General features: G+C 33.2%; 13 protein-coding genes. 8 read left to right on the top strand and 5 right to left on the bottom strand.

Annotation, left to right across the window (positions count from 1 at the left end):
- Window positions 1–55: 55 nt before the first annotated feature.
- The 3 genes from ABD077_RS11825 to ABD077_RS11835 form a co-directional block, all read right to left on the bottom strand.
- Window positions 56–2,290 (bottom strand): DUF5916 domain-containing protein, encoded by a 2,235-nt coding sequence (locus tag ABD077_RS11825; protein ID WP_343912510.1) that lies wholly within the window; start codon window positions 2,288–2,290, stop codon window positions 56–58.
- 161 nt (window positions 2,291–2,451) lie between these two features.
- A complete protein-coding gene (locus ABD077_RS11830; RefSeq protein ID WP_343912511.1) occupies window positions 2,452–3,441 on the bottom strand; it encodes a type I glyceraldehyde-3-phosphate dehydrogenase in 990 nt (329 codons plus the stop codon).
- A gap of 171 nt (window positions 3,442–3,612) precedes the next feature.
- On the bottom strand, window positions 3,613–4,290 hold the full coding sequence (locus ABD077_RS11835; protein ID WP_299601219.1) for a DUF2461 domain-containing protein: 678 nt from the start codon (window positions 4,288–4,290) through the stop codon (window positions 3,613–3,615).
- A gap of 190 nt (window positions 4,291–4,480) precedes the next feature.
- Between ABD077_RS11835 and epsC the strand changes: the two genes are divergently transcribed.
- The 8 genes from epsC to recQ all read left to right on the top strand — a co-directional run bounded on the left by epsC (window position 4,481) and on the right by recQ (window position 12,775).
- Entirely contained in the window at window positions 4,481–5,272 is a 792-nt protein-coding gene (epsC, locus tag ABD077_RS11840) for a serine O-acetyltransferase EpsC (RefSeq protein WP_299601218.1), read from the top strand.
- Window positions 5,272–6,156: a cysteine synthase CysM gene (gene cysM / locus ABD077_RS11845; protein WP_343912512.1), complete on the top strand. Its 885-nt coding sequence runs from the start codon at window positions 5,272–5,274 to the stop codon at window positions 6,154–6,156. Before epsC ends, cysM begins: the two co-directional genes overlap by 1 nt.
- Window positions 6,157–6,291: 135 nt before the next feature.
- The gene (gene pulA, locus ABD077_RS11850; RefSeq protein ID WP_343912513.1) at window positions 6,292–8,280 is read left to right on the top strand and encodes a type I pullulanase; all 1,989 of its coding nucleotides are present in this window, start codon (window positions 6,292–6,294) and stop codon (window positions 8,278–8,280) included.
- Window positions 8,281–8,328: 48 nt separating this feature from the next.
- The gene (locus tag ABD077_RS11855; RefSeq protein ID WP_343912514.1) at window positions 8,329–8,733 is read left to right on the top strand and encodes an RDD family protein; all 405 of its coding nucleotides are present in this window, start codon (window positions 8,329–8,331) and stop codon (window positions 8,731–8,733) included.
- Between the two features lie 109 nt (window positions 8,734–8,842).
- Window positions 8,843–9,244 (top strand): hypothetical protein, encoded by a 402-nt coding sequence (locus ABD077_RS11860; RefSeq protein ID WP_343912515.1) that lies wholly within the window; start codon window positions 8,843–8,845, stop codon window positions 9,242–9,244.
- 53 nt (window positions 9,245–9,297) lie between these two features.
- Window positions 9,298–10,026, top strand: a complete 729-nt coding sequence (locus tag ABD077_RS11865) for a TlpA family protein disulfide reductase (RefSeq protein ID WP_343912516.1) — start codon at window positions 9,298–9,300, stop codon at window positions 10,024–10,026.
- A 185-nt stretch (window positions 10,027–10,211) separates the two neighbouring features.
- The gene (locus tag ABD077_RS11870) at window positions 10,212–10,583 is read left to right on the top strand and encodes a VOC family protein (RefSeq protein WP_343912517.1); all 372 of its coding nucleotides are present in this window, start codon (window positions 10,212–10,214) and stop codon (window positions 10,581–10,583) included.
- 71 nt (window positions 10,584–10,654) lie between these two features.
- The gene (gene recQ, locus ABD077_RS11875) at window positions 10,655–12,775 is read left to right on the top strand and encodes a DNA helicase RecQ (protein WP_343912518.1); all 2,121 of its coding nucleotides are present in this window, start codon (window positions 10,655–10,657) and stop codon (window positions 12,773–12,775) included.
- A 3-nt stretch (window positions 12,776–12,778) separates the two neighbouring features.
- Here recQ and ABD077_RS11880 read toward each other — a convergent pair whose 3' ends face one another.
- Both ABD077_RS11880 and ABD077_RS11885 read right to left on the bottom strand, forming a co-directional pair.
- Entirely contained in the window at window positions 12,779–13,423 is a 645-nt protein-coding gene (locus ABD077_RS11880; protein ID WP_343912519.1) for a hypothetical protein, read from the bottom strand.
- A gap of 71 nt (window positions 13,424–13,494) precedes the next feature.
- A complete protein-coding gene (locus tag ABD077_RS11885; protein WP_343912520.1) occupies window positions 13,495–14,628 on the bottom strand; it encodes a flavin-containing monooxygenase in 1,134 nt (377 codons plus the stop codon).

Consider the following 14,628-nt stretch of genomic DNA (forward strand, 5'->3'; position numbering starts at 1 on the left):
TATAAACAATGTTTTAGTGTATGGAAAAGGTTGGTTTTAATAATCGACCTTTTTCTTATAAATTAAGCCAGTAAGTAACTTTAAGCACAATAGATCTTGTTCGTATATCAAAGGCAAACCGATCCGCTGGACTGGCATCATTCCCCGTAAAATAATTATCTGTATAAACGAGAATAAGATCAGAAACCGGAGCAAATCTCCACTGAATTCGAGCATTGATATTGGTATTATCACTTTGCGAGTTGTACTGCACAAAAACTGAAGTGAATAAACTTTTAGACAGTGTGTAATCTATTCTGGGGCTAATAAGATAGGTTTCACGAGTACCTTCCAAATGTGGTAAATCAAATACATTCACAGCATAATTTAAAGAGAAAAAGCCTTTGGGCTGAAAACGAACATTAAAACCACCGCGAGTACCATAACGCCACCCATTAAAATATTCACCAATGTAAGGACTAAGATTCCAACTAAATACCTTTCTCCTATCACTCCTATAATTTCCAGTAAAACTAACCCAAGAAAAATCTTGATCAGCTGCTAATTCAGTAGAATCTGTACCCGTAGGATCGAATGGATCGAATAAATAAACATAACTATGATTTAGATTAAATCCAAAGTTAGAACGTTGGGATAATTCTCCTCCCCAACCTACTGAAAAGAAATGGTCTGTTTTTCCAAATTCAGGTCTCCAAAAAACATCTCCAGACACACTATAATTATAATTATTCAAAAAATCGTTTTGCGGATAATATCGTGACTCTGCGCTAGGACTGATCCGGAAATAATTCGTTCTAGGTACAAATCCAACTTCTGCATTATAATCCTCATGTACATACTCATGTCTCCACAAGGCTCCAAACTTTCTTGTATTATAATTTAGAGTAGATCCTTGGGCGATTGCGAGATTTGTATTTGGTGAAAAAGTACCGTGAACAAAACTCTTCCCAAACCAAGTATTACTTCTAGTAGAATAATTGTAGTCCAATCCTATCATTCTATTATATCTATTGATATCCAAAGTATCAAGGTTTTGATCAAAGTCTATTGCTTGTTTATTAACCGCAATAACGCCTATATTAGAACGTACACCGATCTTTCTCTGTGTTACTGCAACTCCAAAATTGGTAGCTGGAATTCCCTGACTGCTGCGGGCCTCAGTTTGCATATTTAGTAGACCTACACGTGTCTTTGGATCCAGTTTTCCGCTAATTCTAAGTCCTCCGTAAATTCTATTCTGAGCTAACTCGTCTGTAACAACATCTTGAGCAACTCCAATACGTCTGGAAAAAAATGGATTGATATTTGAAAAACCGAACTGTCCAAACAAATCCGCATTTTCTAAGAAGAATTGCCTTCTTTCGGGAAAAAAGATCTCAAAACGGTCTAGATTTGTAATTTGTGTATCCACTTCTACTTGTGAAAAATCAGGATTCACGGTTAAATCAAGATTTAAACCAGGCGTTAACCCAATCTTTGCATCTCCTCCTATTTCAAAAATCTGATCCGTAGGTGTTCCGTCTTCGTAGTCTTTATTAATTCCTGAAGAAACAAATGGTATTAATGATATCGCACTACTTTTTGTCGTTAAATCATCCTCCCAAATCATCTCTGCTGGATATGCTAAAGTGAAAACAATCTGATTTCTTGGTGTGCCTGGATATACACTTATTTCGTTAGATTGCGTATCAAATCTATACGACGTAAAACCCCATTTTTTTGAAGGTGTTGGATACCTAAACGTACTAAACGGAATCTCTAGTTCTGCAGTATAATACCCATCATACTTTTGGGCATTACCTCTCCATTTATTATCCCATGAAGTAGAAAAATCCTGAATGACATTACCACCATTACTTATGGTTCCTTCTCTCAAAACCCCTTCTGGATTGATACCAAAATAAAAAGCATTTGTTTGATCATCGAAAGTATCAAAAATTAAGGTAATATTATCATTACCTCCTGCACGATAGTCTCGTCTAAGAGATTCTACTCTCCAATCGTTTCCTGCTGCGTAGCATTTAATACCTATGTAAAGATTCTTTTGATCCGTACACATATATATTTCTGTTTGTGCTTCGGCAGGTAAGGAGTCATTAGGAAAATATTGCATGAAGTCTTTGGCAGGTGTTAGCTTTTTCCAGATAGCTTCATCAAGTTTACCATCAATAGCCATACCTTCTTCCGTAGTACCCACTAAAAATGATTTCTTTTCTGAACTATTTACCTCTTGAGAAAAAGTCTGCTGTCCTAACAAGATGAAAAGGCATACACTAATCCATAACTTCATAAAAAGAAACTTTCGTATTAAATTTATGTTTTAAAATAATGTGGCATTAAACCCTTTGGTGGTGCCAATAAGATCTCAAAAATATAATACGAAAGTTTAGTTTGTGTTAAAATTATTACAAACAAAAGTCTTCATACTTAGGTTTGTATCAAATTATGATATTATAACTCCAATATCTGTCTGATCATCTGATTGGTGAATCCCCATTCATTATCGTACCAGATCATAATTTTTACTAAATCTCCATCTACTACTCTAGTCATAGAAGCATCTACTGTAGATGCATAAGGATTCATTTGTATATCGGAAGAAACTATAGGTTCATAGGTAATATCCAATACCTTCAAATATCTATCGGTTTTGGCTTCTTCTTCTAGTATTTTATTGATCTCTTCTGCAGTTGTATTTCTTTCTGCAATAAATGTGACATCACTAACAGAACCTACAGGAACAGGTGTTCTTACTGCTATTCCGTCAAACTTACCTTCAAATTGTGGTAAAGCTTTTGTAGTGGCTATAGCGGCTCCAGTAGTAGTTGGTGTTAAATTTACTGCTCCTGCTCTTCCCATTCTAGGATTTTTCTTCGATGGTGCATCTACCAAAGTTTGAGATGCTGTATAGGCATGAATAGTGTTTAGGATAGCTTTCTTTACTCCAATTGTTCTACCTAAAATTTCTACAACAGGACTAATATTATTAGTGGTACAACTAGCACAAGAAAATATAGCTGTTTTACCATCTTCTGTATTTACTCCGTGAACTACAGTTGGTGTATCTTTACTTTTAGTAGGACCGGAAATTACAACATTTGTCGCACCAGCTTTTATATGCTTTTCTGCATCTTCCCTATTGGTAAAAAAACCTGTACTTTCGATAACAACATCAATGTTATGTTCTTTCCAAGGAAGTAATTCTGGATCTCTTTGTGTCAAATATTTAACTTTTTTACCAGCTATTATCAAAGAATCACCTTCGATTGTTACCTCTTTATCATAAATTCCATATACACTATCATACTTTAATAAATACTGCGCATTTTCAATAGTCATTAAATCATTAACAACGACTATTTCTAATTCGGGTTGATCCATAATTACTTTTAGTGCAGCTCTACCGATGCGCCCAAACCCATTTATTGCTATTCGTTTCATTTGTTCTTTTTTTATAGTTTTTTAATTGTCAAATGGAATTCGCAATTGAACATTTTGTTATATATGAACCTAAATGTTGTAGCTCATTTCATTTTTTAAGATTTTGTTGATTTATGTTGTGGTTAAAATTCGATTCTAATAGTCGCAAATACTGGTAAAAAATTACACGAATTACTCTAACAGAGAAACGCCATTTAGATCCGTTGTCAATACATCACTCATATAGTCGAAATAAGGTCGTAAAAGTCTATAATGATATGTAAGATTATCTAAAAAACCTTCTGAAAAGACTTCTTTATCCGTAAAGCTCTTGGTAACAAAAAAGGACTTATTTTTTATCAAATCAATCGCAGGATGTTCCTTACTAAAACCTTTTGGTGCAGTTTTTACCTGATAGTCTGTATTAAACCCTCCAAACGCTTTTTGAAACTCTGCATTAGATAAAATCTCACGAATTTCTTGATCATCCATTTCAAATTCCTTTCTTATACGTAGTAAATCTTTAGGTTCTGGACCAAAAAAACCACCTGCCATCTGGGAATTTCCAGGTTCTAATCTAAGATAATACCCACCACGTCTATGCGCTCCAGCTCGACTAAAACTTACACTTCGATGTACATTATAAGGTGTCTTATCTTTACTAAATCGAATATCTCTATTAATTCTAAAAACTTTTGTTTTTTCTATTTCATCCTCTTCATTTAATCTATCTACAACCGCAGCATAAAAAGCTTTTAGTTCCTTCTCATTAGATTGATATCGTTTTTTATGTTCTTGCATCCAATCACGATGATTATTCTTTTTTAGATCTTTTAGAAACTCAAAAGCTGTTTTTGGTATCATATTCATATATAAAGTTTGACATTTAAAATTACTAAAATCTATAAGCCATCACTAAGTTTAACGTAATTTTATGTATAAATCGGAATTTTTGATACGAGATGTTATAATTCCGTAAAAAATGTAAGTATTTACAAAGAATTAGGACTTCTCTATTTCTTTATTCTATATATTTACTAGACTTTTCAAAACAGGCACAATGACTAAAGAAAAAGATCAGGTTATAGCTAAGATTAAGGAGCAGAAAAAGAATCCTAATCTAAAGCTAAAATTAAAAGAAAGAACAGAGTATTTTACCAATCTTCTTTTCTACACTTTATTCGATTCTGATACAGAAGTAGAAAAGAATATAGACATTCTCGAAAAAACTTTCGAGGAGCTAGTTGATCTTGCCTGTTGGGAAACTGAAAAACCTTGTAGTAAAATTTGGCAATCGTATTTAGAGAAACTGCCAGAAATATTAGAAAAACTAAATAAGGATGCAGATTCTTTTATGAAAAGTGATCCTGCAGCTAATTCTATAGAGGAAGTGTATCTTGCTTATCCTGGATTTTACGCCATTGCTATTTATCGATTAAGTCATGAATTATTAAAATTTGGCCTACCATTAATACCAAGATTGATGACCGAATATTCTCATAGACTTACAGGAACAGATATTAATCCTGGTGCAGAGATTGGAGAATCATTCTTTATTGATCATGCAACGGGTATTGTAATTGGTGAAACTGCCATTATAAAAGATAATGTAAAAATTTATCAAGGAGTTACTTTAGGAGGTTTATATGTAGATAGAAAACTACGAAATGTAAAAAGACATCCTACAGTAGAAAATAATGTTACAATTTATGCCAATGCTACTATCCTTGGTGGTAGTACAGTGATTGGTGCTAATAGTACCATTGGTGGTAACGCTTGGATTACATCGTCTGTACCAGAAAACTCTGTTATATCAAATACTTCAGAAATTAAGATCAAAAAAGTTATTTAATGTCTCATAGCATTTTAGACCTCATAGGAAACACGCCTTTGGTAAAAGCTACTTCCTTAATAAAAAATCCAAATATTACATTATATCTAAAATTAGAAGGTCACAACCCTGGCGGGAGCGTCAAAGATCGTGCGGCTTATAATATGATTAAGTCTGCTCTAGACCGTGGAGATATTGATCAATCTTCTAAACTTATCGAAGCTACTAGTGGAAACACAGGTATTGCCTTAGCGATGATTGCTGGTATTTTTAAGTTGAATATTGAGTTGGTAATGCCCGAAAACTCTACGAAAGAGCGTGTGCAAACCATGAGGGCTTATGGAGCAAAAGTAACGCTTACCTCTCAGGATGTTGGGATTGAAGGTGCACGCGATTATGCTGAAGCCAAAGTAAAAAACGAAGGGTATATCATGCTGAATCAATTTGCCAATGATGATAACTGGAAAGCTCATTACAAGACTACTGGTCCAGAGATATGGAAAGATACAGATGGGCAAATTACACACTTTGTATCCTCTATGGGTACCACAGGAACCATTATGGGAACTTCTACTTATCTCAAAGAGCAATCTAAAGACGTTCAGATTGTTGGAGTACAACCCACTGATGAATCCAGAATTCCAGGAATTAGAAAATGGCCAAAAGAATACCTTCCTAAAATATTTAATCCTTCAAAAGTAGATCAGGTAATCGAAGTAAGTCAGGAAGAAGCAACAGAAATGGCGAAAAGATTGGCCAAAGAAGAAGGTGTCTTTTCTGGGATGAGTAGTGGTGGATCTGTAACAGCAGCATTAAAACTAGCAGAAACCATAGAAAGCGGTGTTTTAGTAGCCATTATTTGTGATCGTGGAGATCGATATTTAAGTTCTGATTTATTTTCATAATTTACACTACTCTTAATCCCTATAATAACCATTTAACCAATTAATCAACCAGCAGTAGTTAGGATGGGATTAAGTATATCGATCTAATTAGATTGGCACTTAAGATGATTCTTTCTATAATAAACAAACCAGTAAATGAAACGTATATTTTTATACCTTTTTGTTATATCTTGTAGTATCTCATGCACAGAAAAAAATATAACCTATTCCAGTTTTGAGGAATACCCTACTCCTTCAGAAACAAATCTTTATGTTGATTACACCAAAGAGACTACTACTTTTAAAATTTGGTCTCCTATTGCAGAAAAAGTTCAATTACACTTATTCCAAAATGGTGACAGAGGTTCTGCATTAGAAAGCATTTCTTTAGATCTTGATGTAAAAACTGGTATATGGAGTACCAAAATCAATAAAGATTTAAATGGTACCTATTACACCTATCAAATAATGCATGAAGGGAATTGGTTAGAAGAAACTCCTGGTATTTATGCTACTGCCACTGGTGTCAATGGTAAAAGAGCGATGGTATTAGATTTTGATTCTACAAATCCCGAAGGATGGAATGAAGATAAAGGACCAACCATAAAAAGCCCAAATGAGGCTATTATTTATGAGCTACATATCAGAGATATGACAATTCATCCGCAATCTGGATCTAGCAAACCAGGAAAATATTTAGGATTAGTGGAAGAAGGAACCAAAGGACCAGAAAATGTAAGCACTGCAATTGATCATTTAAAGGAATTAGGTATCACGCATGTCCACCTATTACCCACGTATGACCACTACTCTATCGATGAAACAAAATTAGATACTCCACAATTTAATTGGGGATACGATCCACAAAACTATAATGTTCCCGAAGGATCTTTTTCTTCCGATCCCTTTAAAGCTGAAGTAAGAATCAAGGAATTTAAACAAATGGTGAAAGCATTCCATGATCATGGAATTGGTGTCATCTTGGATGTCGTTTATAACCATACTGGAAGAACAGAAAACTCTAATTTTAATTTAGAGCTTCCTGGATATTATTACCGCCAGTGGGAAGATGGTAAATTTTCTGATGCGTCTGCCTGTGGAAACGAAACAGCATCGGATCGCATAATGATGCAAAAGTATATCACCGAATCGGTAGCGTTTTGGGCAAAAGAATATCACTTAGATGGTTTTCGTTTTGATCTAATGGGAATACATGATATCGAAACTATGAATAAAGTTGCCGAGAAAGTAAAATCTGTAAACCCAAACATATTTATTTATGGCGAAGGTTGGACAGCAGGTGATTCTCCTCTACCGATCGAAAAAAGAGCACTGAAAAAAAATACTTTAGAAATGCCTGAAGTTTCTGCATTTAGTGATGACCTTAGAGATGGTTTAAAAGGATCTGTTTTTGAAGAAAAAAGTACTGGTTTTGTAAGTGGAGCTAAAAGCACCGAAGAATCTGTAAAAATGGGGATTGTAGGAGCCATTAAACATCCACAAATTGCTTATGACAAGGTAAATTACTCTAAAGCGCCATGGACTAATAAGCCTTGGCAATCAGTTTCTTATGTTTCCTGTCATGATAATCATACCGTTTTTGATAAACTAAAAATCTCCAGAGAAGATGCTACGGATGAAGAATTGGTTGCAATGCAAAAACTTACCAATGCTATTGTTATGACTTCTCAGGGAATTGCCTTTATGCATGCTGGATCCGAAATGTTACGTACTAAAAACGGAGAGCATAATTCGTATAATTTACCTGATAGTATTAATCAGATCGATTGGAATTGGAAAAGCAACAATGCTGATGTTGTTGACTACTACAAAAATCTAATCCGATTACGAAAAGAGCATCCTGCTTTTAGGATGGATACTGCGGATGAAGTAAGAGAAAAACTAACCTTTGTAAAAGACTCTAAAGGATTGATTAGTTATAAAATCAGCAATCATGCAAATGGTGATAAATGGAAGAACATTTACGTGATCTACAATGCCAAACCAGAACGATTAACCTATATGCTAGAAGGTTTCTGGCGTGTAGCAGTTCTAGGTGATGATTTTGATTTTGAAGGTAAAGAAATGATGAAAAATTCCATCTCTATCCCACCAATATCCATGGCGGTTTTGTTTGAGGAATAAGTATACTCAACATTGCAGCACATTAAATTATAAATCCAAGAGTACAATATGCCAAAATATTTTTTAATTAAAAGAATAACAGCGGGGTTGATTGACTATACAATATGGTTTGGTTTATTCTGGTCCTCTTTATCTCTATTCGGAGAGAAAACTGGTGTAAGAACCTATGAATTTGATTATGGTTGGATATTTTTTATTGGACTTTGGATAATTGTCATGATTATTCCTGAGACATTATTCCAAAGTACTATTGGGAATCTATTACTAAAGTTGAAAGTAGTCAATGAAAATGGCGGAAAAATAAAATTTTCGCAATCCCTTTTGCGACATTGCGCTGACATGATTGATATGTGGCCTCTAGGTTTGGTTGGTATTTTGACAATAAAGTACAGTAAAAAACATCAACGTTTAGGAGATATGATTGGTAAAACAATCGTTATAGAAAGAAACTGAAAACGTGCTACAATAGAATATATTAGAACTATAGCAACTAGGTGATGAATCGATTAGTTTTGTATTTTTAATAAAGCACAATGTTTGCGAAAGTTAAAGTTAGCAACCAATGCTCAAAAAAATCAAAAAGCAAGGTAACATTTTGCCTTGCTATGACACTTATAATAAATGTTGTGCATTATTAAAAAAAATGGCATTTCCTAAAAAAAAGTCTCGAAGAATTATAGTTAATAACCACCAATATAGGTGGATGGTTAAAGGTGATTTTTATGGTGTTATGCTTTTAATTATTTCTGAAGAATATAATAGACAAAAACTATTCGCAAATTTCAGACATAGTATAAATGGAGAAAAATCTTGTATGTACGATAATCCATTTATTATTGAACCTGAATTAGTTAAAAGAACTATTCTTTTTGGACTATCAAAAGGCTATTCACCCAACCAAAAAGGCAATGACTTAAATTTAGGCGATTTGAGTCAACAATTAGTTTTAAATTTAAAGAACTAGAGCGAAGTATAATAATTTATTCTAAAGAATTCTGAATTATAAAACTAACAACTATGAAAAAAATAATTCTATTAGTATTAACAATTACAATATTTTATTCTTGTAAAAATTCAAAAAAAGAGGAGTCTGAAACGAAAATTCAGAAAAAATCATTTGCACAATCTAAAAAATTCATAAAACAATATATTGAAGATTCTCAAAAATATTGGGACAAAAATGATAATGAAAATGCATTAAAATATGATGACTCGATTAAGCAAACTATTTTGAACAGTTTTATTAAAGATTATAAATTTAAATCCATTAATAAAGATATTTACAATACGGCTAAAAGAAAAAAACCTCTTTTCTTACAGGTGACAGCATCTTGGTGTGCCGCATGTAAATTCGAAGTTACAGCACTAAATAAAATAGTTGAAAAGTATAGTAATCAAATAGATTTTGTACTTCTATTTTGGGATACTCAATCGGATTTAGAAAAACTTGCACCTGATTATAATAAAGATATAGTTTTAGTTCCCTCTCAAGAAAAACATCCTGATCCACATACAATCGATATTTCTGGTTTTAGACATATTATGGGATATCCAACAAATTACTTGATAACTACAGATAATGAAATAATTAATTTTTCTTCGGGAGCAAAAATTCCATCAACTTTTACTGATAAAGAAGGAAAAGAAATTATAATTACAAAAGAACAAGCCAATAAAGAAAATTATGAGAGACTTGAATCCGAAATTCAGGAATTGATAGAAAAAAATAGTAGTAACAAAGTGTAAAATTTATCAAAACACAGTATCAAAGAGACTTTATATCTGATGTAAGAGAAACCTTGCTAACTCAATAAAATTATTTCTAACTACAAATCCCGTTTAATTACAAGCATTTAAGTTTCAAATGAGTATTTAACCAGTTCAGCTAAAATTTCTTTACATTTATAACATAACAACAAAACCATACACAAATGAAATTAGGAGCTTTTTCAATTAGTTTAAGTGTAAAAGATATTAATGTTTCCAAAGAATTCTATGAAAACTTAGGATTCGAAGTTTTTGCAGGAAGTCTGGAAAACAATTATCTCATTATGAAAAATGAAACCACCTTAATTGGCCTTTTTCAGGGAATGTTTGAAAATAATATCATCACTTTCAATCCAGGTTGGGATCATAATGCAAGTACTCTAGAAAACTTCGATGATGTTAGAGAAATTCAAAAACACTTAAAAAGTAAAGGTCTCCCACTGCAAAAAGAAGCTGATGAAGATTCTAAAGGTCCTGCAAGTGTTGTTTTAACAGATCCTGATGGCAATGCTATTTTATTAGATCAGCATATTTAGAATTGAGAAATAATTCATAAACTTTAATTTCGAAAGTTTAGGTTTGCCACCTTTTTCCGTTCTTTGCAACTATGCCAGAAAAAGAACAAATTTACACTACACTCAAGGAGTATTTTGGGTATGACAGTTTCAGACCATTACAGGAAGATATTGTAAATTCTATATTTTCTGGTAATGATAATATGGTTGTTATGCCTACTGGTGGCGGAAAATCTATTTGTTATCAATTACCTGCTCTCTTACTTCCAGGAGTTACCTTGGTTATTTCGCCTTTGATTGCCTTAATGAAAGATCAAGTGGATGGACTAAAAGCAAATGGTATACAAGCTGCCTATGTAAATAGTAGTCAGAATGAAGATAAACAACAAGAAATTTATACTCAGCTTCAGGAAAAGCAAATTCAATTACTATACATAGCGCCAGAGAGCTTAAGTTTTATAGACAATCTTCTTTCTCAGATAGAAATCAGTTTAATCGCAATTGATGAAGCACATTGTATATCGGCATGGGGACATGATTTTAGACCTGCTTATACCCAACTGGGATATCTGAAAAAGCGTTTTAATGATGTTCCTGTTATAGCACTTACCGCTACTGCAGACAAGGCAACAAGAAAAGATATCTGCGAACAATTAAACATTCCAAATGCCAAATTGTTTTTAGCATCTTTTGATCGAAAAAACCTTAGTTTAGAAGTTCGTCCTGGAAATAAAAGAATAGAACAAATATTTGATTTTCTGGAAGATAAAACTGAAGAAGCAGGTATTATCTATTGTTTGAGTAGAAAAACTACCGAAATGCTTGCAGAAAAACTTCAAAATCAAGGTTTTAATGCCGAAGCATATCACGCAGGGGTTGCTCATGAAAAAAGAGCTTTAGTACAAGAGAATTTTATAAACGACACAACGCATATAGTCTGCGCTACTATTGCCTTTGGAATGGGAATCGACAAGTCTAATGTTCGCTGGGTGATTCATTACAATTTACCAAAAAACATAGAAGGGTATTATCAGGAAATTGGTCGTGCCGGTCGAGATGGATTACCATCTTCTACCCTACTTTTTCATAGTTTTGCGGATGTTATTCAATTACAAAAATTTGCCACAACATCTGGTAATCATGAAGTACAGATGGCAAAACTAGATAGAATGAAGCAATATGCTGATTCTTTAAGTTGTAGAAGAAAAATACTATTAAGTTACTTTGGCGAATTGATTGAGAAAGATTGCGGTAATTGCGATGTTTGTAAAAATCCTCCGAGTTTTATAGATGGAACAATAATTGCTCAAAAAGCATTATCTACGGTAGTTAGAATAAAAGAAGAAGAACCTATGGGAACTATAATTGATGTTCTTAGAGGTGCTCAGAATGCTGTTGTTATTGACAAAGGATATCAAAACCTAAAGACATACGGAATTGCCAATGATATATCATGGCAAGATTGGCAACAATATATCATTCAGTTAATCAATCAAGGATATCTGGAAATTGCTTTTCATCAAAATAATAAACTAAAACTCACCCAACGTTCGAAAAAAGTTTTGTTTGAAGGTGAAAAAGTAAGTTTAGCGAATTTGGCAGAATTTGAAAAAATTAAAGAGACTGCTGCGCAACAAATCAAACAGCGAACAGCAAATACATTATTTGATAAATTAAGAGAACTACGATTACAACTGGCAAAAGAAGCAGGAATTCCTGCTTATCAAATCTTTAATGATGCATCGCTTAAAGAAATGGAAAAAGTTAGACCTATGAGTGATGAAGAATTTATGCAAATCAGTGGTGTGGGTAGATTGAAAATGCAAAACTATGGATATCTATTTATAAAAGCTATCATTGATTATTCATCCGAAAAAACAAAAAAGAAAAAAAAGCCCGCTAAAAATAAAGGAAACTCATTTAAAGAAACTCTAAATTTATATCAACAAGGTCTATCTATTGAAGAAATTGCTGAAGTAAGAAAACTAGCGCAATCCACCATTTTTTCTCATATTATGAAATTATATAATGATGGAGAAGATATAGATCTCCATACATTTGTAGCTAAAGAGGATGTAAAAGCTGTAAGAGTTGCGAAAGAAGCGTTAGATAATCCAGATACATTAAAACCCTATTTCGAGCATTTTGAACAAGCAATGGATTATAATACGATTAAATTAGCACTTGCCATATTAGAAAAAGAATCAGCCTAGTAGTTAATGATCTGTTATTGAAACTAGCTGATAAAAAGGACCTTGATCACAACCATTTGCTACCTGCGCAAGTCCTGTCTCCAATAATAACATATGATGATTTTTAGAAAACCAAACCCTTACAATACTTTGGTATAATAGACAGTTCTCTTCTAAATCAGAACCACCATTACAACAAAAACCATGAGATGATATTCTAGGAAGATCAATTTCCTCACTTATATACTTTTGATCCTCAAGAGTAAAAGTAAGCGTATGTTTATTATTTATATCATTATGATGATTAAACTTAGTAACTTCTTTCAACGTTCGGTAGTTATTACTATCCAAAAGCTTCTGCACCTCCTTGTAAGCTGTTTCTAAATCTTGAACTAAAAATTCTGTTGCTTCTTCTCCTGGATATAATATAATTTCATCTAAAACCGTTCCATCCTTAGCGCTAATCTTTTGTAGCTTTGTTTCGGTAGATACGCAACAGGAATATTGACTATATTCAATTAAATAATGTGATCCATCGTCAGAAATAGCAGGAAAGTTGTCCACTACTAAATTATCACCGTAAAAATCAACAAAGGGCTCAAAGAACTCTTGAGCGATTGAAAAACACCCAATAAAAAAGAATGCTATAAGTATGAATTTGTTCTTCATTTTATACTGATTTTCAAAAATCAAATTTCATGTATAACTAGAAAACATAAAACACCGTAAACCGTGAAAAACTATGTACTCTTTCTAAAAATATCATCTGCTATGATCTTAGAATCATTAACAATAGTTCCTAAGATTCCGCCAAGTTTATAATTATCAAAACCAACAAAATATAAACCTTGATGAATCCCTGTTCCTATTACATTCTTAGGAACTCCGTATGAATCCAATAAACCATTCGTATTTTCAATAAACTGCTCAACTTTAGCACGATATCCTGTAGCTAAGATCACAACAGCAACACTTATGTTAGTTCCGTCTCGTAGTTTTACACCTTTTTCATAAAAGGAATTGATATCTCCTACCACTTTTATTTTGCCAGATTTAATTTGTTTTACGGTACCGAGATCAATTACTGGCGTTTTACCTGTTTGCTTCAGATGATCAATTGGATCTTTTTTAGAAATAGAGATTCTGTATTTAGAAAGATCTCCAATGACAATTTTTCGAACTTGCTTTCCAATCCATCTTCCTAATCCAAAAGGTAATTTCTCTAATTTTTTGGCAGTAATCTGTACTGGACGGCCATTAATATCCCTAGGAACAATTAATAATGGACTTCGTACAGATATGCTAACATCTATATCATGCTCACTAAGATCTAATGCTAACTCAGCACCTGTATTTCCCATTCCTACAACCAATACCTTTTTCCCCTTAAAAGGCAAAGCATTCTTATAATTCCTGCTATGCATTATAGCTCCCAGAAAATCACTTTGATTTTCCCAAGTTGGTACAAAAGGAGTTCTATTTATACCAGTGGCAATAATAACATTGTCTGCCTTGTATGAACCATTATTTGTATCAATGACCCAATCGTCTTCTTCTTTTTTTACTGAATTTGCAGTGGTATTAAAACGAGGTCGAATATCCAAATGTTCCGCATATGTCTCATAATATGCTGCTAATTTAGCTTTAGGCACATATCTGGGATAATCTACAGGAAACTCCAAGTGCGGCAAATGAGAAAGCTCTTTTACCGTATGTAGTAACAACCGATCATAATGGTTATGCCAACTCCAAGCAATTTTATCAGTTTGCTCGATGATCTCAAAAGGAATATTTTGTTTTCTAAAACGTCCTGCTACTGCCAGACCTGCAGGTCCCGCTCCAATAATTAAATTCTTGGTGTTGCAAACATCCAT

It is taken from the genome of Aquimarina litoralis, from assembly GCF_039523995.1.
In the GTDB taxonomy this organism is placed as follows: Bacteria; Bacteroidota; Bacteroidia; order Flavobacteriales; family Flavobacteriaceae; genus Aquimarina; species Aquimarina litoralis.